The following is a 19,574-nucleotide window of genomic DNA, read 5'->3' as shown; positions in this document are numbered from 1 at the left end:
TAGGAAGAATGCCACATTGTAAATCGTAATCATTACGTTTATAATAATTAAAACTAAATAAGTAAAACTATGATTTGTTTTAAAGTTGAAGGGTGGAGTGACCATGAATGAAAAGATGATGGAGGTTTTTGCAAGAGATATAATTGCTTCTCTTCCTTTTAACAAGCGAATGCTGTATCAATTCATTGAGGGAGTCGAAGATCGTTTAGCGCAAAAAGCTGAGACGAAAGAACATTTTTTAACACTTCTTAAACAGCAGTCTCCTCACCACCAAGCAGCTGAACGTTTTGGGATGAGCATTTACGAAACGGTTGCTTTAATGCACGAGGTTGAAGACGAAATTAGTGAAAAGTTAGAAAAGAAATTAGATAGATACAAGTGGATAGATTGCACAGATTATGCTACATATTCAAAACAAACTCTTAACAGTGCGCGCTATTATCTTATTATTTCTTAGTTAGTTTACTGATTTTGTATATTGTAGGTGTATGAACTGAAAATAAGTTGGACTTTAAAAATGAGTGTATATTCAAAAGCGGCTGATGTGATTTGAAATTTTGAGCGCGTATAGAAGAATTAAAGTATAATGAAACATAGTGCATCAGGTCATGATAAAGATAATCACTAATTTAAAATAAATGAGGGTACAAAATGAATCAAAGAAGTTTTAGTCAATACGGTCTTAGTGACAAGGTAGCTAAGGCACTTTCTAGCCTGCAATACAATCATCCTACGGAAGTACAAAGCAAGGTGCTTCCCATCGCGCTAGAAGAAAGAGATGTTGTCGTGAAGTCTCAAACAGGAAGTGGAAAAACGGCTTCCTTCGGCATTCCACTGTGTGAATTAGTTAATTGGGAAGAAAATAAGCCTCAGGCCTTAGTGTTAACGCCTACACGAGAGCTGGCTGCACAGGTAAAAGAAGATATTACCAATATCGGCCGTTTTAAGAGAATTAAAGCAGCAGCTGTCTATGGAAAATCACCATTTGCCAAGCAAAAAGTAGAATTAAAGCAAAAAACACATATTGTCGTGGGAACGCCTGGACGAGTGCTTGATCATATAGAAAAAGAAACGCTTGCATTAGAGAAAATTCGTTATTTGGTTATTGATGAAGCAGATGAAATGCTAAATATGGGTTTTATTGATCAAGTGGAAGCAATTATTCAACATCTTCCTAGTGAGCGTGTAACGATGCTTTTCTCGGCTACGCTTCCTGAAGATATTGAAGAGCTGTCTCGCAAATATATGAAGAAGCCGGTTGATGTTGAAATCAAAGCGAACGGATTAACAACAAGCACGATTGACCATTCTGTTATAACAGTAGAAAATGAACGTAAGTTTGAACTGCTGAAAGACGTAACTACAGTAGAAAACCCGGACAGCTGCATCATTTTTTGCCGCACACAAGAGCAGGTAAATACGCTGTTAGACGATTTAGATGATTTTGGGTATCCTTGTGATAAAATTCATGGGGCAATGGTACAAGAAGACCGTTTTGAGGTTATGAATGATTTCAAAAAAGGTAAATTCCGCTATTTAGTGGCAACAGATGTAGCTGCACGAGGAATTGATATTGATAATATCACACACGTTATTAACTACGACCTTCCGTTAGAAAAAGAAAGCTACGTTCACCGTACAGGAAGAACGGGACGTGCCGGTAAAAAAGGGAAGGCTATCACATTTGTAACGCCTTATGAAGAGAGAATGCTATCGGAAATTGAAGAATATATCGGTTTTTCAATTCCAACATCTACTCCTCCTTCTAAAGAAGAAGTACAGCAGGCAGCATTCGCTTTTACTGAAAAAATCAATGAACGTCCAGAAGTTAAAAAAGATAAAAGTGAGTCATTAAATAAAGACATTATGAAGCTGTATTTTAACGGAGGAAAGAAAAAGAAAATTCGAGCGGTTGATTTTGTGGGAACAATTGCGAAATTAGACGGAGTAACCGCAGACGATATTGGAATTATTACGATCCAAGAAAATGTCTCTTATGTAGAGATTTTGAATGGAAAAGGTCCAAAAGTGTTACAAGCAATGAAAAACAAAACGATTAAAGGAAAGAAATTAAAAGTTCATAAAGCGATTAAATAGCAGAAGGAAGTCCATCTTTTTAAAGGTGGGCTTTATTTATACAGCCAATAAAGGAGTTGAGAGTATGAAGTACATAAAAGAAGCGTGTGTAGAAGGGTATGAGCAGGCAAAAAAAGCGGAAAAGCTAGGAGCAGACCGCATTGAATTATGTGACAATCTCAGTCAAGGAGGCACTACGCCAAGTTACGGCACCATTCAATATGCAAGCGAACATCTTGATACAGATATCAACGTGATTATTCGCCCGAGAAGCGGCAACTTTGTATATTCGGGAGCAGAATTTCAAATTATGAAAAAAGACGTTAAAGCATGTAAAAACCTTGGAGTAAATGGAGTAGTATTCGGCATATTAACAGAAGAAAGTGAAATCGACTACGGACGTACTAAAGAGTTAATAACAGAAGCTCGTCCTTTAAGCGTTACGTTTCATATGGCATTTGATGAGATTAAAGATAAATACAAAGCAATTGATATACTTAGTGAATTGGGAGCAGACCGTATTTTGACCAAAGGAGGGAAAGGATCTGCTTTGCAAAATTTGCATATGATCCGAGAATTGATCACATATGCTAATGACCGTATTATTATTTTGCCCGGCGGAGGAATTCATGAAGGCGACGCAGAGCGGGTTATGAAAGAAACAAAAGCAGCTGAATTACACGGAACAAAAATTGTAGGAGATTTATCGGATTAAATAAAAAGAGGCTGGGACAAAAATATTTTAGTCAAAGTGAAAAACGAACCACTAATCAACATGTTTGATTGATGGTTCGTTTTTTTGTGATGGTAAATATAGTTTTATGTGTTTCGTTCCTTCTAGCAGTTGATTGGAGGGCAAGGCGAAGACTCCTGCGGGAACAGCGGAACAGATGAGACCCCGCAGGAGCACAAGCGACGAGGAGGCTCAGCGGCCGCCCGCGGAAAGCGAAGCCTTGCACGGAAATCAACTGCGGTGTAATAAGCAGTCCAGCTCATCTATCTCACTTGTTCGTCTTTAGATTGGATTCATTTAGTTATGTCTCAACCGCGTTTATTTTGATGTATTTTCTTTGCCTGCTAAGCCGCTCGTCATTTTGGTACGCTGAAAGAAAAAAGAACCTACGACGAGTACAGCAATTAAAAGAGTTAAGAAGAACTGAGAACGTAATGAATCAATAAATGCCATGGCTATAAAAATACTAGTGATGGCAAGGATTGTAGCGTAAGTTAAGTAAGGAAATAACCACATTTTAATTTTTAATGCTTCGGGATTTTCTTTTTCATATTTTTTTCTCATTTTAATCTGTGAAAATGCAATAACCAGATAGACAAGAAGTGCTACGCCACCTGATGCATTTACCAAGAATAAAAAGATTTTGTCCGGTGAAATGTAGTTAAAGATGACGCTGATGTACGAGATAACTGTACACGCTAATATCGCGCTAACCGGTACGCCTTTTTTATTTAACTTTGAAAAGCTTTTTGGCGCATCACCATTTTGAGACATGGAAAACAGCATACGAGAACTTGTATATAGACCAGAATTCAGACAGGAAAGAACAGCTGTTAAAATAATAAAGTTCATAATTTGAGCTGCAGCAGGTATATTCACTAATTCAAGGATAGATACAAATGGACTTTTCATTAGGCTTGATGAATTCCAAGGAAGAACGGTTACTAAAATAAAAATAGATCCTAAATAGAAAAACAAAATGCGATAAATAACGGTATTGGTCGCGATGGTAATGGCTTTTTCAGGCTGAGAAGATTCACCTGCTGCGGTTGCGACAATTTCTGTTCCCATAAAGGAGAACATCACAAGGGCAATGCCTAAAAATACAGAACTAATTCCATTCGGTAAAAAGCCGCCTTTGTGCAAAAGGTTGGAAGTGCCGGGAGAATCGATTCCTGGAATGAATCCACAAATAATAGCTATACCTAAAAGTAAAAAAAGAACGATACTGACGACTTTAATGAGGGAAAACCAATATTCAAATTCTCCGAAAGATTTAACAGAGTACAGATTGGTCATTGTTAATAAAAAAGTAAGAGCCAGGCTTACTCCCCAAGATGGCAAAAACGGGAACCAGTATTGAATAATATTTGCACCTGCAATGGCTTCAACAGCAATAACGATAACCCAGAAAAACCAGTATAGCCAGCCAATTGTGTAGCCGGCCCAAGGGCCTAATGCCTCTTTTGCATAAGTGGAAAAAGAACCGCTGGAAGGATTTGCAGTAGACATTTCGCCAAGCATTCGCATGACTAAAATAACGAGCAAACCAGCAAATGCGTACGAAAAAATAGAGCCAGGTCCAGCGGTGTTAATAAGTGATCCGCTTCCGATAAACAATCCAGCCCCAATAATTCCTCCAAGAGAAATCATTGTGATATGCCGGATCTTTAACTCTTTTTTTAACTGTGGCTGTGGATGGCTGTTCATTTGTGACCTCCTATATAACCTGAATTTTTAGTTAATATGGAGAATTATAGTATGTTATAAGGTGCAAGGACAGGATATTGTCAGAAGTTCTTTCATGTAAAAAAACCGGATATGAATTGTTGCATCCATATCTGGCTTACTCTGACACAGACATTCATTATGCGTATAAAGTACCTGATTAGCGTCTTTTCCCTTTCTTATAGTAAGCAATGTAGATGAATTTCTCATGAATGGTAGCTGAAAATAAGCTGAATGATTGTTTTAGATGCGTTAATCAAAAGAGGTATATATTTAATTAAAAGATAATATGAAATAAGATTCAAACTCTCTGTAAAGCGCTAAATGCGGGTTTTCCTTTCTGAAAACGGGTATATATAGTAGTAAGAAGTTTATTTTTTTCCTAAGTATAAAAGAAAGATGCGCAATAGAAACAGGAGGTTATAAATTATGAAACATGTTGAAGTAGTAGAAAACGGAGCGAATATTAACGAAGCAGTTAATCAATTTACAGATAAAGGTTTTGAGAAAAATGAAGTATACGTTTTTACCTATGACAAGGAAAATTCTAAAAATTTAACAGAAGTAACGGATACAAATATTATTCGACTGTCTGAAGAAGGTCCTTTACATTCAGCAGCGAGTTTATTTTTAACAAGAGAAGATGAGCTTCGAACAAAAATGGCTTCACTAGGCTTATCAAAAGACGAAACTAAAAAATATGAAGAAGAGTTAAAGAAAGGTAGTGCGATTGTAGTGGCTGCTACGGGAGAAAGAAAAGACGTTTAGTTTTGATAGATAGGTGCTGGTGCATCTATCTTTTTTCTGTTTTTCCAATATATGATTGATAAAACTAATGGCATTAGTTAAAATAAAAACTAATGGCATTAGTTTTTATTTTGATAATAGGGGATGAGGAAATGAGAATAGTTTGTGAGAAAATGTTGTATCAATTGACGTTTTTGCCTCGCTTTTTTCCAGTGAATTGCTATTTAGTCGAAGAGAAAGACAGTCTTACATTAATTGATGCAGCTCTTCCTTACAGCGCGTCAGGTATTTTGAAAGCTGCAGATCAAATTGGAAAACCGATTACTCGCATTGTTTTTACACATACTCATGAAGATCACATCGGAGCGATTGATAATTTGAAGAAAAGTTTGCCGAATGCTTCTGTTTATATGTCGCAAAGAGATTATCGATTATTTTCAGGAGATTTCATACTGAATTCTGAAGAACCTCAAAACCCAATCCGTGGAGGAATACCAAAACCAGGAAAGATTTCAACTAAAATTGATCATTTCATCGAAGAAGAGTCTTATATAGGCTCACTTGCTCCTATTTTTACACCTGGACATACACCTGGGTCTATGTCATTTTTAGACCAGAGAACGAACGCATTAATTGCCGGAGATTCTTTCCAAGTGCGGGGAGGAGTTGCGGTATCAGGTCAGTTAAAACCGCTGTTTCCGTTTCCTGCCTTTGGAACGTGGAGCAAAGAGCTAGCGCTTAAAAGTGCAGAAAAGTTATATGAATTAAATCCGTCACTTCTTGCTGTTGGACACGGAAGAATTATTTCTCAGCCGCTAAAATTGATGGAAAAAGCAATACAACAAGCAAAAATAAAAATAGAGAAAAGGGGATGAAGGGATGTCGCCACGACAAGGACTAGATTTCAAAAAGGTGATTCAAACAGGTGAAAATTTAGCCAATCGTGAAGGATTTTATGCTGTTACAATTGCTTCATTAGCCAAAGAATTAAATGTTCGTCCACCGTCTTTATATAACCATATAAAAGGGTTAGAAGAGCTGCGCAAAGAACTGGCTTTAAGTGGACTGCAGCAGCTACACTATCTTCTAAAAAGTGCTGTTGAACATGCTTCTGCAGAAGACGCTGTTTATCAGCTAAGTAAAGCGTACGTTTCATTTGTAAGAAAGTCTCCCGGAATATACGAAGCAACGGCAACGGTAGCACCAAGGATACAGGATGAGGAAGTACAAAAAGCATCTGATAACATCGTGTTTTTAGTGCTGGAGGTGTTGAAACCGTATCATCTTCCGGAAAATGAAGCCCTTCATGCTGTTAGAAGTCTTCGCAGCATTTTACATGGGTTTTCTTCTTTGGAGCAAAAAGGGGGATTTGGGATGCCGTTAAGTACTGATGAGACACTAGATTTTTTAATTCGTACGTTCGTATTGGGGTTACACCGGTATGAACAGACCCCATAAATTTCATTAATGCCACTAAGCCTAACGCTTTAGTGGAAATTGAAAAAAAACAGAAAGAATGATAGATTACAAATAAAGACATTTATTCCTATTGTTTTAGGGTTGTTACTGATGAAGCAGGCAAAACCTAAGCTGCAAGGACAGAAAAGATAGTTTCTGTTTGTTGCTGTTTAGGTATTTTTTGCTTTTGTTTAAAATAACCAGCCCTTTTAATTTATGTTATAAAGGGGAAATCTTCTGAGAATGGAGAGAAACAAACATGCTTAATTCAAGAATGATCGTCATATTAAGAGAACTAATGTCCGTACAGTCTACATTATCAACCGTTACGAGTGAATATTTAGCAACAGTAAATCAGGTATCTTCTCGAACTATTCGAACGGATATAAAACAGTTAGATGACATTTTGTCTCAGTACGGGGCCAAAATTAAATCAGCTAGAGGGACAGGATATGAGCTTAGCGTTTTAGATGAAAAACAATTTCATCAGCTATTAAAAGAACTTTCGGCTAATCAATTATTTGATTCAACTTCTATTCCAACCGTTCCTGATGACCGTGTGCATTATTTAATTAAAAGACTGCTGCTAGCAGACGAATATTTGAAGCTCGAAGATTTAGCAGACGAGTTGTATATTAGCAAATCAACGGTTCAAAATGATTTAAGAGATGTTAAAAAACAGCTGTGTAAGTATGATGTTCTTTTAGAAAAACGTCCTAACTACGGCTTGAAAGCTAAAGGGGACGAAATGAAAATGAGGTTTTGTATTTCTGAGTACATATTTAACCGAAAAGATAAAGAAGTAGATATGGTATACAATGAAATATCCATCCTGCCGCAAGAATCAATCTTAACGATTAAAGCCCACATTTTAAATCAAATAAAACGATATAATATTATGGTTTCAGATATTGGATTAAACAATTTAATCATTCATTTAGCAATAGCTTGTAAGCGAATACAAGAAGAAAATTTTATCTCATTGTATTCAGAAGACTTGCTTGAAATTATGGAGCATAAAGAATATGAAGTAGCAGCTGAAATTGTGAGGGAAATTGAAAAGGCATTCAAGATTCGTTTTCCGAAATCAGAAACAGCGTATATTGCCATTCATTTGTTAGGTACAAAAATGCTCAACAGTAGCAATCATGAAGACAAAGAAGTGAAGCAGTTTATTGCCGCAGATATTTATGAATTAACAGCGGCTATATTAGAAGCAATTGAAAAAGAGCTTCATTTAGGAATTAGTCAAGATTCAGAGCTGATTCTTGGTATGAGCTTACATTTGAAACCGGCTATCAACCGCTATAAATATGGAATGAATTTGCGAAACCCGATGCTTGAAGGAATTAAGAGTCATTACCCTCTTGCTTTTGAAGCTGGAATTATTGCTGGGAAGGTTTTAAAAAATCGCCTTGAAATTGACATGCATGAAACGGAAATTGGCTATTTAGCTTTACATATTGGAGGGGCCATTGAACGTCGGAAAATTATCAATCAGCCTAAGCGCTGTTTGATTGTATGTGCATCGGGAGTAGGGAGTGCCAAGCTATTATCATATAAGCTGCAGGCTACGTTTGGATTAAATCTTACTATTTTAGGAACAACTCAGTATTATAAGCTTCACCAAATGTCGCTGCACTCTTTAGATTTTATTGTTAGTACCATTCCAATTCCAGAGGATCTTCCTGTTCCTGTAGTACAAGTAAGCACAATTCTAGGAAACAATGATTTTAAAAAAATTGAATGTTTAATGAAGAATAAACCGCAGTCTTCGTTAGAATACACGAAAAAAGAATTAGTATATTTACAGCAAGAATTTCAAACGAGAGAAGAAGTACTTCATTTTTTAGGAGAGAAATTAACTCATCTAGGACTAGTTCCTTCTCAATTTATAGAATCTGTTTTTGAAAGAGAAGCTGCATCACCAACAAGTTTTGGCAATCTCGTTGCGATTCCTCATCCTATGGTTCCTCAAACGGATACGACGTTTTGGGCCATTTGCACGTTGAAAAAACCGATTATGTGGGAAGGAAACCTCGTACAATTTATTTGCCTTTTAAGTGTAAAAGCGAATAATCAAGGCGATTTGCAGAAGATGTACAGTTTGTTAGTCCGCGTTGTGGATGATAAGCAGGTCGTGCAGCGCTTAGTAAAGTGCAAGGATTATGAGGAATTTATCGAGGTGTTTATGAAAAATATTAGATAAAAAAAGAAGTCTGAGAGAGGGACTTCTTTTTTTATCTGAATGTTCAAACATAATTTTTCCGTTAGTAGCGGAAAAAGGTTGTGTATAAATGTAAGCGCTTTTATTTTAAGATAAAACTATCAACAAAACAGATAGCAAAATAAAAAAACGGGGGAATGACAAATGAATATTCTATTATGTTGTGCAGCTGGAATGTCTACAAGTTTACTAGTAACAAAAATGGAAAAAAGTGCTCAGGACCAAAGTACGGAGTATAAAATTTGGGCGGTTCCTGGTGACTCTGTTCGCAACCATATTGATCAAGCAGATGTACTTTTATTAGGACCTCAAGTGCGCTACTTGCTGCCGCAGCTTAAGAAGCTAGGTGAAGAAAAAGGAGTGCCAGTTGACGTTATAAATCCTGTTCACTACGGAACGTGTAATGGAGAACAAGTGTTAAAATTTGCAGTTCAACTAGTTTCAAAATAGGAGTGTGGACTACATGAGCAAATTTAATAGTATGCTTGAAAGCAAAGTAATGCCTATCGCCGGAAAAATGGCGGGTCAACGCCATTTACAAGCACTTCGAGACGGTATTGTTCTGACAATGCCGCTCATTATTATCGGTTCAGTATTTTTAATACTGTCGAATTTACCGATACCAGGTTACAACGACTTTATGGCAGGGATTTTCGGAAAAGAATGGGCAACAAAAATGGCCTATCCAGTTGGAGCTACATTCGATATTATGGCGCTGCTTGCTTGTTTCGGAATAGCCTATCGATTAGCCGAAAAATACGGAGTAGATGCTTTGTCCGCAGGTGCTATTTCACTTGCTGCTTTTTTACTTGCTACTCCGTATAAAGTGTCCTTTCTCCCAAGCGGCGCTAAAGAAGCTATTTTAGTAGACGGCGGAATTCCAACCGCTTTAATGGGAAGTAAAGGACTTTTTGTAGCAATGATTGTCGCGATTCTCTCTACGGAAATTTACAGATGGTTTATTCAAAAAGATATTGTCATCAAGATGCCTGATGGAGTTCCACCCGCTGTTGGAAAATCGTTTGCCGCTCTTATTCCTGGCTTCACGGTAATAGCATTTATTTGGATTTTACGTTTGTTAGTAGAACAAACGCATTTTGGAAGTCTTCACAATATTGTTGGAGAATTGCTTGGAAAGCCTTTAGGTGTGTTAGGCGGTAGTTTAGGCGGTACGCTAGTTGCCGAGCTTGTTATTATGCTCATGTGGTCATGTGGACTTCATGGAGCGAATATTGTCGGTGGAATTATGGCTCCAATTTGGTATGGAGCTATGGATGAAAACCGAATTGCATTTGCTAACCATGAAGCATTACCAAATATTTTTACACAGCAGTTCTTTGATATTTGGATTAATATCGGAGGCAGCGGAGCGACACTAGCTCTAGTCGTTGCCATGATTTTAAAAGCGCGCAGTCAACAAATGAAGCAGCTTGGTAAATTAGGAATAGGGCCAGCTCTTTTTAATATCAATGAGCCAATCATCTTTGGACTTCCGATGGTGATGAATCCAATGATGCTTATTCCGTTTATTATTACCCCTCTTGTGACGGTAGTAGCAACCTATATTGCCATGTCGACAGGACTGGTAGCAAAACCAGCAGGTATTGCGGTTCCTTGGACCATGCCTCCGATTATTTCTGGCTATTTGGCCACAGGAGGAAAATTATCGGGTGCAGTTATGCAAGCTATTAACATCGGAATTTCTGTTTGCATTTATTATCCTTTCTTTAGAATGTGGGATAAACAAAAATTCACTGAAGAAAATGGTATACAGCCTGCAGTTGAAGGGGTACCGAATGATACACAGAAAGATATTGTGTGAGGAGGGATAAAGAATGGAAAGCGTTCAAGAATATATTTTTAAATTAATCTTACATGGTGGAAACGGCAGAAGTTCAGCAATGGAAGCGATAGCGGCTGCCAAAAATGGGGATTTTTCAGAAGCACGTGAAAAGCTTACACAAGCTGCGGAAGAATTAAATGCTGCTCATCATATCCAAACGTCGTTAATTCAAGGAGAAATTAGAGGGGATAGCACAGACATTTCTCTGCTCATGATTCATGCTCAAGATCATTTAATGAATGCGATGACGGTAAAAGAAATGGCTACTGAATTTGTAGATTTATATGAAGCAATCAAAATTTCTGGGGGGATTACATTATGACAAAAGGTATTAAGATTGTAACGATTGGCGGAGGTTCAAGCTATACGCCTGAACTAATAGAAGGGTTTATTAAACGATATGATGAACTTCCAGTTCGAGAACTGTGGCTAGTAGACGTGGAAGAAGGAAAAGAAAAATTAGAGATTGTTGGAAATTTAGCGAAGCGAATGGTGAAAAAATCAGGTTTGCCAATCGAGGTTCATTTAACGTTAAATCGAAGAGAAGCACTAAAAGATGCGGATTTCGTAACGACTCAATTTCGAGTTGGCTTGTTAGATGCACGAGCGAAAGATGAAAGAATCCCGCTTAAATACGGGGTGCTTGGTCAAGAAACAAACGGACCGGGCGGATTATTTAAAGGACTTCGCACAATTCCCGTTATTTTAGATATCTGCCGTGACATTGAAGAGTTATGTCCAGAAGCTTGGCTGATTAATTTCACAAATCCTGCGGGCATGGTAACAGAAGCTGTGCTCCGCTATAGTAACATTAAAAAGATTGTAGGACTTTGTAATGTGCCAATCGGAATGGAAATGGGGATTGCTAAGCTGCTTGATGTAGACCACTCTCGCATTCGAATTGATTTTGCTGGTTTAAATCACATGGTCTACGGATTAGATGTATATGTAGATGGGGTAAGTGTCAAAGATCAAGTTATTGATTTATTGAGTGATCCAACTAACAGCAGCTTTGTAAAGAATGTAGCGGGACTTGGGTGGGAGCCGGAATTTACAAAATCGCTGAATGCATTAACTTGTCCATATCACATGTACTATTACAAAACGCGTGAAATGGTAGAAAAAGAGCTTGTTAATTATGAAAAAGGTGAAACGAGAGCAGAAGTCGTAAAACAGTTGGAAAAAGAGCTGTTTGAACTGTACAAAGATCCTAACCTAGACATTAAACCGCCTCAATTAGAACAGCGCGGCGGTGCTTATTATAGTGATGCAGCGGTACGATTGATTACATCCATTTATACGGATAAAGGGGATATTCAACCTGTAAACACAGTAAACAATGGCGCTATTGCAAGCATTCCAGCTGATTCTGCTGTAGAAGTGAGCTGTATCATTACAAAAGATGGTCCAAAACCAATTTCAGTCGGAGACCTTCCCGTACCTGTCCGAGGTCTTGTTCAAACAATTAAGTCATTTGAGCGGATTTCAGCTGAAGCAGCAGTGACAGGAGATTATGACAAAGCTATTTTAGCATTAACCATTAATCCTCTTGTGGCTTCTGATAAACTAGCTAAACAAATTGTCGATGAGATGCTAGAAGCTCATAAAGATTACTTGCCTCAATTTTTTAAAACGGTTCAAGCTTAAAGTCAAGCTGTTCGAATACAGTACGTATTCGAACAGCTTTTTTATATGTGTAAAGCTAGATTTCTGCCACCATCAGTGTAACAATATAAAATAGAAACAGACAGCAAAGGGTGGCTAAAAATGATTCACTTATTAATTATGATGGTAGAACGAGTCGGAGTTATTGTCATTTTAGGTTTTTTGCTGGCACATACAAAAGTTTTTCGGCAATTTCTCCGCAAACAGCAAGGGTATAAAGGAAAGGCTGTACTTATTTTTATTTTTTCTCTTTTTAGCATTATTAGTAACTACACGGGAATTGAAATTCAAGGAACCATTATTCGAAGTGAAGATTTATTATTAAAAGTAGATCCATCAAGCTCGATTGCAAATACGCGAATTATGGGTGTGGAAATGGGCGGTCTGCTTGGCGGTCCTTTTGTTGGTTTAGGAGTCGGACTGCTTGCTGGTGTTCATCGCTTTATGTTAGGAGGGAGTACGGCGTTTAGCTGTGCAGTTTCGTCCGTTTTAGCAGGGGTGTTAACTGGATATATCGGCTATGCCTACCGGAAAAAACGTCGAACGATTACACCGCGCTTTGCTGCACTTGTAGGCATAGCGATGGAAACGCTTCAGATGCTGATTATTTTATTATTTGCTAAACCGTTTGATGCGGCATGGACGCTAGTGAGTATCATTGCTATTCCAATGATTATTGTAAATGGTACGGGAAGCTATATTTTCTTATCAATTATTCAGTCCATTTTACGGCAAGAGGAACAAATGAGAGCGCTTCAGACACACAAAGTATTATTAATCGCGGATCAAACGCTTCCACATTTTCGTCAGGGCCTCACTAGTGAATCATGTGAAAATGTTGCAAATATTATTCATCGCTTCACAGGTACGGATGCTGTTTCGTTAACTGATACGCACAAAATTTTAGCTCATGTGGGAGAAGGAATTGATCACCACGTTCCTTCCCATAGTTTAATTACCGGGCTGTCTCATGAAGTGCTGAAGACGGGGAAAATTATGAAAGCAAAATCGAGAGAACAAATTGATTGTCAGCATAAAGACTGCCCGCTTCATGCCGCTATTGTGATGCCGCTTACTTCTCACGGTACTACCATTGGAACACTAAAAATGTACTTTAAAGATGCGAGCGGGTTAAGCCGGGTGGAGGAAGAGCTGGCAGAAGGATTAGCTAAACTTTTTTCAACTCAGCTAGAGCTCGGCGAAGCAGAGCTTCGAAGTAAATTGCTAAAAGATGCGGAGATTAAAGCTTTACAGGCACAGGTGAATCCTCACTTTTTATTTAATGCCATTAATACGATATCGGCGCTGTGCAGACAGGACGTAGAAAAAGCCAGAAAGCTGCTACTGCAGCTAAGCATTTATTTTCGTTCCAATTTGCAAGGTGCAAGGCAGCTGCTGATTCCGTTATCAAAAGAGCTTGATCATGTTCACGCGTACTTATCGCTTGAACAAGCCAGGTTCCCTAATAAATACGAAATTGACATGTATATTGAAGAAGGGCTAGATGATGTCTTGCTTCCGCCGTTTATTCTTCAAGTACTTGTGGAAAATGCCATTCGGCACGCATTTCCGCGCAAACAAAAGCACTGTCGCGTAGAAGTTTATATTGAGACAAAAGATAAATATGTATACGTAAAGGTAAAAGACAATGGACAAGGTATAGACACAAAACGATTGGAACTGCTTGGCAATCAGCCCGTTTTTTCAGAAAAAGGAACGGGGACGGCTCTTTACAATATTAAACAACGTTTACATGGATTGTTTGGAAAAGAAACAGCGCTGGAGTTTGACGTAACAGAAGGAACAGCGGTTTCGTTTGTTATACCAATTGAATTAAAAAGCGAGGGTATGTAATATGCTGCGAGTACTAATAGTAGACGATGAAATGTTAGCGCGAGATGAATTAAAATACTTATTGCACCGAACGAAAGAAGTAGACTTCATTGAAGAAGCTGAAAGTATCGAAGAGGCGTTGGATAAAATGATGGATGAAAAACCGGATTTATTATTCTTAGATATACAATTGTCAGATGACAGCGGTTTTGATATTGCTAAAAGGCTTAAAAAAATGAAAAACCCGCCTGCTATTATATTTGCAACTGCGTACGATCAGTACGCTTTACAAGCCTTTGAAGTAGATGCAATTGATTACATTTTGAAGCCTTTCGATGAAGAAAGAGTTGTGCAGGCCATTCATAAATATAAAAAAATGCGTATTCCTCATCACCCTGTCAAAGAAGAAGAATCGATAGGAGATTCTTCTTCACAAACTGGAAAGTTAGCGATTTCTGTAGATGATTCGATTGTGTTAGTGAATATAGAGGATATTTTATTTGCAGGATTGATAGAAGGAGAAGTCACGGTTCAGACCATAACAGAATCCTATCATACTGCTGATACGCTGGCTATGCTAGAAAAAAAGCTTCCTTCTCAGTCGTTTATTCGTGTGCACCGTGGTTATATCGTCAACGTACATCATATTTCTGAGGTACAGCCATGGTTTAATTCTACGTATAATTTAGTAATGAAAAACGATGAGCGAGTTCCTGTCAGCCGTACATATGCTAAAGAATTGAAGAAACGTTTAGGAATTTAAGTAAGAAGCAGCTTGCGTATGCATTTTGGCAAGCTGCTTTTTGCATTTCAAGGCTCGATTTTTGTAAGTGAGCATAAATATTTGACTCTTCGGTTTGAAAACGCTTTCTAATTGATTTTCATTTTATATAATGAAGTCAACAAACAGAGAGAGGTGAAAGAAATGAGTGCTAAAAAAGTGTATGGCTTTTTAACACAAGCATTTATTTTTTCCGTAATTATGTTGATTTCAGATTTTATTGCAGAGCATTTGCCTTTTCCAATGCCAGCTTCAGTCATTGGACTTGTGCTGTTATTTCTTGCACTCTGCTTGAAGATTATTAAACTAGAGCAAGTTGAATCACTGGGAACGGCTTTAACTTCTTTGATCGGATTTTTATTTGTGCCAGCAGGTATTTCTGTTATGAATTCATTAGGTGTTATGCAGCAGTACGGCATTCAAATTTGTTTAGTCATCATCGTGGCAACGATTATTTTGTTAGGTGTTACAGGCTTATTTTCACAGCTTATACTTGGCATGACAAAAGATAATAAAGCAAAAGAAGAAATAAAAGATGTAGCTATGAGTGAAAAAACAAAAAAACAAGGTATTGCTTAACATCAATTATAAAGAGACAAGGTGGTTGGAAAGATGAATCCGTATTTTGGAATCGTGGTTTCTTTAGCTGCGTACGGCATTGGAACGTATTTATTTAAAAAGTCAAAAGGGTTTTTCTTATTTACTCCTTTATTTGTGGCAATGGTACTCGGAATTGCTTTTTTGAAAATTGGTCACTTTTCTTATGAGGAATATAGCAGCGGTGGGAAGATTATCAGCTTCTTTTTAGAACCGGCAACAATTGCTTTTGCCATCCCTTTATATAAGCAAGCCGATAAATTAAAAAAGTACTGGTGGCAAATTCTTTCTTCTATTGCGGTAGGGTCAGTTTGTTCGGTAGCCATTATTTTTGCGATTGCTAAAGGTATTCATATGGACGAAGTCGTGATGAAATCAATGCTTCCACAAGCAGCTACAACAGCGATTGCGCTTCCATTGTCTCAAGATATTGGAGGGATTCCTGCTATTACATCCTTTGCTGTTATTTTTAATGCAGTCATCGTATATGCGCTTGGCGCTTTATTTTTAAAAGTATTCAAGGTGAAAAATCCAATTTCGAAAGGGTTAGCTCTTGGAACTTCTGGACATGCATTAGGGGTAGCCGTAGGGATTGAAATGGGAGAAGTAGAGGCAGCCATGGCAAGTATTGCCGTTGTTATTGTAGGCGTCGTTACAGTTGCCGTTATTCCACTTTTTGTTCAGCTAGTTATGTAACAAAAGCCTGAAGAAGTCAGAGAACCTCTGACTCCTTCAGGCTTTTGTTTGTTAATTAATACACCACTCCAAAATGTCGTGATGCGCAGTTTTGACAGGTTGTATGGTCAAAAAGACTCTCAGGAATGATAAATTCAAAACAAAATTGACATTGTTTGAATTGACTTTGTCTATAAAACATTGTCTCTAAGAAAATAGCTGTAATATGTTCGGTTATGTGCTTATGGGAACGTTGTTCTAAAGTGGACCATGGAATAGACTGATGCTCTATGTAAATCGGACAGGAAGTATAGGGTGTATCCCATTGAATGGCTTGATATCCAAACGTAAGGCCATGATGAGCTGCTGATGTAAATATGATCAGGTTTTGATGGAATTCTGGCAGAGGTAATTCTAGTTTTTGATCTTTAAGCGATCTCGTTTTGGAATGAAGGTTATACAATTTAATCTGAAAATGAATCCACTGAGTGGCGTGAACGGTTATTGACATGTTTTAAACCTCCAATTCAGACTCTTTCTTTTATCATAATTGATTTCAAAATAAATAAATAGTAGGCAAAAAGAAGATAACAAAATTTTATATAGATTACTTATAAGGCGTAGGGAAAGGTGATATAAGCACAGCATCCTTTTTTCTACCCCTTTTTAAAGCATATTAATCTTCTATATAAAAGCTTGCTTTCAACGAACGGTATCGGCGTACTCATACGCTTTAAACAGATTTTAGTGTTAGAAGTTATAACAAGGTTCATTTCTTTTAGAGCAGTTTATGAAATAATAAAAACTGTATATTTTACGGTCTGAATCTATGTGTTGGAGGTTTTTATATGACGAAACAAAAGCTGATATTAATCGGAAATGGAATGGCGGGAATGCGCTGTATTGAAGAAATTCTTATTCATTCTCCAGGTTGTTTTGATATTACTGTTTTTGGAAGTGAGCCTCACGTTAACTATAATCGAATTTTATTATCAACCGTTTTACAAGGTAGTACAAAGCTTGAAGATATAAATATTCATTCTTTTGCATGGTATAAGGAAAATAATATCACTTTATGTAAAGGAGAAAGCGTTACGCACATAGACACCGAGAGAAAAATAATAAAAACAGATAAAAACAGAGAGACGAGGTACGACAAGCTTATTATTGCTACTGGTTCGAGCCCGTATATGCTCCCCGTTAAAGGGTCTGACAAAGAAGGTGTCCTCGGTTTTCGTACCATCGAAGACTGTCGAAAAATGATTGAAATTTCTAAACAGTATAAAAAAGCAGCGGTTATTGGAGGAGGTCTGTTAGGGCTGGAAGCCGCTAGAGGACTATTAAATTTGGGAATGGACGTTCAAGTGATTCATCATTCGGGTTTCTTAATGGAGCGACAGTTAGACAGAGCAGCATCTGCTATGTTAAGAGAAGAATTAGAAAAGCAAGGCATGAGTTTTCTGTTAAACAAACATACAGATGAGATTATAGGGAACAACCGAGCAGAAGGCGTCCGATTTAACGATAGCAGTAAAATTGCAGCTGATTTAGTTGTAATGGCTACAGGAGTGAGGCCAAATGTTAATCTAGCTAAAAAAAGCGGAATAAAAACAAATAGAGCAATTATCGTAAATGATTATTTAGAAACGAGCATCCCGGATATCTATGCAGTAGGTGAATGTGCTGAACATCGAGGGATGACATACGGCCTTGTTGCTCCTCTTTACGAACAAGGAAAAGTCTTAGCAAGACACCTTTGCCAAATAACAAACGATGGTTATCGCGGGTCCGTTCTTTCCACTCAATTAAAAATATCAGGAATAGACGTTTACTCAGTCGGAGAGTTCAAAGAAAATCAAGGTGCAAAAGCCATTACGATTTCGAATATGTTAGATGGTATATACAAAAAAGTAGTTTTTCGCGAAGGGAAAATAGTGGGAGCTGTTCTTTTTGGAGATACCAGTGAGGCTATAAAGCTGTCACAAATGATTAATGAAAAAAAGGATTTGTCGCAAGCGGAAAAAGTACAACTATTTCCTTCTCAACATGAAAAAGAAAATGCAGTAACTTCTATGCCACTTACAGATACCGTATGCAACTGTAACGGTGTAACAAAGGGAGCCATTATTGAAGCAGTACAGAAAAATGATTTAACGACAGTAGATGAAATAAAAAATTGCACGAAAGCTTCTGGTTCATGCGGAGGATGCAAACCCCTTGTAACAGATCTTTTAACATATATTCAAAGCGATGAGTTTGATGAAATCATTGAACAAAAAACCTTTTGTACATGTACACATTTATCAGAAGATGAGCTGGTAAGAGAAATGCAGCAATATCAATTTGAAACGGTTCAGCAAGTAAGAGAAATATTAAAGTTTAAAGACATGAAAGGCTGTTCGTTATGTGAAGGCGGTCTTCATTACTATTTAGATATGATGAATCCTCATTATAAAAACAATCGACATTCTTTATTTACTACGGAGAATGACCAGGCAGTTTTGCTTCACGATGGGACTTATGCAGTGGTACCGCAAATTCATGGTGGTCTGACAAATGTACAGGAATTAAGGAACATAGCAGATGTAGCTGAAAGGTACAACATCTCTAATATTCGTTTAACAAGTGATCAGCGCATTCAACTTATTGGAGTGAAAAAAGAATATCTTCCGTTGATAAGTGAGGAAGTAGATAGAGGACTTCAGCAGCTATATGAACGTACAGTTAAAAATGTATCTGTTTATATAGGAAAAGGAACGTGTATTTGTCAGTATGAACCTGCTCTTGCTTTATCAAATGAATTGGATAAACAGCTTGAATATGTAAAGACCCCATGTGATATCAAAATCAGTATTGCTTCGTGTTCTCACATTGCAGAGAGTGTAACAACAAGTGATATAGGATTAAGAAGAATAGAAAGAGGATGGGAAATATATGCTGGCGGAAGCAGCGCAGAAGCCAGAAGCGGGGAGCTGTTTTATGTGGCCGAAACAAACGAAGAAGCAGTAGAAATCAGCTGTTCTTTGATTCAATATTACCGTGAAACGGGGAACTATTTAGAAACTGTCGGGAGCTGGATCGAACGAGTAGGAATTGTTCATGTCAGAGAAGTTTTGTTTGAGGTAGACAATCGAGAGTATTTAATGAAGCAGCTCAGCTCAGAACGCTCTCGTGCAATCACATATTTATTATAGGAAAGAAGGGTGAACTA

General features: G+C 37.6%; 19 protein-coding genes. 17 read left to right on the top strand and 2 right to left on the bottom strand.

Going from position 1 to position 19,574, the window contains the following annotated elements:
• Positions 1-103: 103 nt before the first annotated feature.
• From ACO1DI_RS15870 to ACO1DI_RS15855, 4 genes are all read left to right on the top strand, one after another.
• Positions 104-457, top strand: a complete 354-nt coding sequence (locus tag ACO1DI_RS15870; RefSeq protein ID WP_423145460.1) for a hypothetical protein — start codon at positions 104-106, stop codon at positions 455-457.
• Between the two features lie 194 nt (positions 458-651).
• On the top strand, positions 652-2,097 hold the full coding sequence (locus ACO1DI_RS15865) for a DEAD/DEAH box helicase (RefSeq protein ID WP_182421375.1): 1,446 nt from the start codon (positions 652-654) through the stop codon (positions 2,095-2,097).
• Between the two features lie 64 nt (positions 2,098-2,161).
• A complete protein-coding gene (locus tag ACO1DI_RS15860; protein WP_014461532.1) occupies positions 2,162-2,791 on the top strand; it encodes a copper homeostasis protein CutC in 630 nt (209 codons plus the stop codon).
• Between the two features lie 129 nt (positions 2,792-2,920).
• Positions 2,921-3,055: a hypothetical protein gene (locus tag ACO1DI_RS15855; protein ID WP_014461531.1), complete on the top strand. Its 135-nt coding sequence runs from the start codon at positions 2,921-2,923 to the stop codon at positions 3,053-3,055.
• 72 nt (positions 3,056-3,127) lie between these two features.
• Here the strand turns inward: ACO1DI_RS15855 and ACO1DI_RS15850 are convergent, their stop codons facing one another.
• Entirely contained in the window at positions 3,128-4,519 is a 1,392-nt protein-coding gene (locus ACO1DI_RS15850) for an amino acid permease (RefSeq protein WP_014461530.1), read from the bottom strand.
• Positions 4,520-4,966: 447 nt separating this feature from the next.
• Between ACO1DI_RS15850 and ACO1DI_RS15845 the strand changes: the two genes are divergently transcribed.
• The 12 genes from ACO1DI_RS15845 to lrgB all read left to right on the top strand — a co-directional run bounded on the left by ACO1DI_RS15845 (position 4,967) and on the right by lrgB (position 16,384).
• The gene (locus ACO1DI_RS15845) at positions 4,967-5,305 is read left to right on the top strand and encodes a general stress protein (RefSeq protein ID WP_014461529.1); all 339 of its coding nucleotides are present in this window, start codon (positions 4,967-4,969) and stop codon (positions 5,303-5,305) included.
• Positions 5,306-5,436: 131 nt separating this feature from the next.
• Complete coding sequence (locus ACO1DI_RS15840; protein WP_014461528.1) at positions 5,437-6,159, top strand: MBL fold metallo-hydrolase; 723 nt, start codon at positions 5,437-5,439, stop codon at positions 6,157-6,159.
• Between the two features lie 4 nt (positions 6,160-6,163).
• Positions 6,164-6,742 carry a TetR/AcrR family transcriptional regulator gene (locus ACO1DI_RS15835; RefSeq protein WP_014461527.1) on the top strand — a complete coding sequence of 193 codons (579 nt, stop codon included), beginning with the start codon at positions 6,164-6,166 and terminating at the stop codon, positions 6,740-6,742.
• A 259-nt stretch (positions 6,743-7,001) separates the two neighbouring features.
• Positions 7,002-8,951 (top strand): BglG family transcription antiterminator, encoded by a 1,950-nt coding sequence (locus ACO1DI_RS15830; protein ID WP_115653082.1) that lies wholly within the window; start codon positions 7,002-7,004, stop codon positions 8,949-8,951.
• Between the two features lie 162 nt (positions 8,952-9,113).
• A complete protein-coding gene (locus ACO1DI_RS15825; RefSeq protein ID WP_014461525.1) occupies positions 9,114-9,419 on the top strand; it encodes a PTS sugar transporter subunit IIB in 306 nt (101 codons plus the stop codon).
• 13 nt (positions 9,420-9,432) lie between these two features.
• Positions 9,433-10,791 (top strand): PTS cellobiose transporter subunit IIC, encoded by a 1,359-nt coding sequence (gene celB / locus ACO1DI_RS15820; RefSeq protein WP_014461524.1) that lies wholly within the window; start codon positions 9,433-9,435, stop codon positions 10,789-10,791.
• A 13-nt stretch (positions 10,792-10,804) separates the two neighbouring features.
• Positions 10,805-11,134 (top strand): PTS lactose/cellobiose transporter subunit IIA, encoded by a 330-nt coding sequence (locus tag ACO1DI_RS15815; RefSeq protein ID WP_014461523.1) that lies wholly within the window; start codon positions 10,805-10,807, stop codon positions 11,132-11,134.
• Positions 11,131-12,459 (top strand): 6-phospho-beta-glucosidase, encoded by a 1,329-nt coding sequence (locus ACO1DI_RS15810; protein ID WP_014461522.1) that lies wholly within the window; start codon positions 11,131-11,133, stop codon positions 12,457-12,459. The genes ACO1DI_RS15815 and ACO1DI_RS15810 overlap by 4 nt, the downstream gene beginning before the upstream one ends.
• A gap of 120 nt (positions 12,460-12,579) precedes the next feature.
• Positions 12,580-14,331: a sensor histidine kinase gene (locus ACO1DI_RS15805; RefSeq protein ID WP_014461521.1), complete on the top strand. Its 1,752-nt coding sequence runs from the start codon at positions 12,580-12,582 to the stop codon at positions 14,329-14,331.
• Position 14,332: 1 nt separating this feature from the next.
• On the top strand, positions 14,333-15,073 hold the full coding sequence (locus tag ACO1DI_RS15800; protein WP_048020050.1) for a LytR/AlgR family response regulator transcription factor: 741 nt from the start codon (positions 14,333-14,335) through the stop codon (positions 15,071-15,073).
• A gap of 162 nt (positions 15,074-15,235) precedes the next feature.
• Positions 15,236-15,670, top strand: coding sequence for an antiholin-like murein hydrolase modulator LrgA (gene lrgA / locus ACO1DI_RS15795; protein WP_028407516.1), 435 nt, complete (start codon positions 15,236-15,238; stop codon positions 15,668-15,670).
• Positions 15,671-15,703: 33 nt separating this feature from the next.
• A complete protein-coding gene (gene lrgB, locus ACO1DI_RS15790; protein ID WP_013055484.1) occupies positions 15,704-16,384 on the top strand; it encodes an antiholin-like protein LrgB in 681 nt (226 codons plus the stop codon).
• A gap of 55 nt (positions 16,385-16,439) precedes the next feature.
• On the opposite strand, the gene ACO1DI_RS15785 is transcribed toward lrgB, so the two are convergent.
• Positions 16,440-16,874: a hypothetical protein gene (locus ACO1DI_RS15785; protein WP_016763097.1), complete on the bottom strand. Its 435-nt coding sequence runs from the start codon at positions 16,872-16,874 to the stop codon at positions 16,440-16,442.
• A 337-nt stretch (positions 16,875-17,211) separates the two neighbouring features.
• Between ACO1DI_RS15785 and nirB the strand changes: the two genes are divergently transcribed.
• Entirely contained in the window at positions 17,212-19,557 is a 2,346-nt protein-coding gene (gene nirB / locus ACO1DI_RS15780; protein ID WP_226556134.1) for a nitrite reductase large subunit NirB, read from the top strand.
• Positions 19,558-19,574 lie beyond the last annotated feature (17 nt).

Source organism: Priestia sp. 40, from assembly GCF_049368575.1.
Lineage (GTDB): Bacteria > Bacillota > Bacilli > Bacillales > Bacillaceae_H > Priestia > Priestia zanthoxyli.
This window is presented reverse-complemented; position numbering and strand designations above follow the sequence as displayed.

What these genes read in the sequence shown, in the direction of transcription:
- ACO1DI_RS15860 (WP_014461532.1), top strand. Translation starts at nt 2,162, where the DNA reads ATGAAGTACATAAAAGAAGCGTGTGTAGAAGGGTATGAGCAGGCAAAA.
- ACO1DI_RS15865 (WP_182421375.1), top strand. Translation starts at nt 652, where the DNA reads ATGAATCAAAGAAGTTTTAGTCAATACGGTCTTAGTGACAAGGTAGCT.
- ACO1DI_RS15850 (WP_014461530.1), bottom strand. Translation starts at nt 4,519, where the DNA reads ATGAACAGCCATCCACAGCCACAGTTAAAAAAAGAGTTAAAGATCCGG.
- ACO1DI_RS15815 (WP_014461523.1), top strand. Translation starts at nt 10,805, where the DNA reads ATGGAAAGCGTTCAAGAATATATTTTTAAATTAATCTTACATGGTGGA.
- ACO1DI_RS15835 (WP_014461527.1), top strand. Translation starts at nt 6,164, where the DNA reads ATGTCGCCACGACAAGGACTAGATTTCAAAAAGGTGATTCAAACAGGT.
- ACO1DI_RS15800 (WP_048020050.1), top strand. Translation starts at nt 14,333, where the DNA reads ATGCTGCGAGTACTAATAGTAGACGATGAAATGTTAGCGCGAGATGAA.
- ACO1DI_RS15830 (WP_115653082.1), top strand. Translation starts at nt 7,002, where the DNA reads ATGCTTAATTCAAGAATGATCGTCATATTAAGAGAACTAATGTCCGTA.
- ACO1DI_RS15840 (WP_014461528.1), top strand. Translation starts at nt 5,437, where the DNA reads ATGAGAATAGTTTGTGAGAAAATGTTGTATCAATTGACGTTTTTGCCT.
- lrgB (WP_013055484.1), top strand. Translation starts at nt 15,704, where the DNA reads ATGAATCCGTATTTTGGAATCGTGGTTTCTTTAGCTGCGTACGGCATT.
- celB (WP_014461524.1), top strand. Translation starts at nt 9,433, where the DNA reads ATGAGCAAATTTAATAGTATGCTTGAAAGCAAAGTAATGCCTATCGCC.
- ACO1DI_RS15785 (WP_016763097.1), bottom strand. Translation starts at nt 16,874, where the DNA reads ATGTCAATAACCGTTCACGCCACTCAGTGGATTCATTTTCAGATTAAA.
- ACO1DI_RS15810 (WP_014461522.1), top strand. Translation starts at nt 11,131, where the DNA reads ATGACAAAAGGTATTAAGATTGTAACGATTGGCGGAGGTTCAAGCTAT.
- ACO1DI_RS15825 (WP_014461525.1), top strand. Translation starts at nt 9,114, where the DNA reads ATGAATATTCTATTATGTTGTGCAGCTGGAATGTCTACAAGTTTACTA.
- ACO1DI_RS15870 (WP_423145460.1), top strand. Translation starts at nt 104, where the DNA reads ATGAATGAAAAGATGATGGAGGTTTTTGCAAGAGATATAATTGCTTCT.
- lrgA (WP_028407516.1), top strand. Translation starts at nt 15,236, where the DNA reads ATGAGTGCTAAAAAAGTGTATGGCTTTTTAACACAAGCATTTATTTTT.
- nirB (WP_226556134.1), top strand. Translation starts at nt 17,212, where the DNA reads ATGACGAAACAAAAGCTGATATTAATCGGAAATGGAATGGCGGGAATG.
- ACO1DI_RS15805 (WP_014461521.1), top strand. Translation starts at nt 12,580, where the DNA reads ATGATTCACTTATTAATTATGATGGTAGAACGAGTCGGAGTTATTGTC.
- ACO1DI_RS15845 (WP_014461529.1), top strand. Translation starts at nt 4,967, where the DNA reads ATGAAACATGTTGAAGTAGTAGAAAACGGAGCGAATATTAACGAAGCA.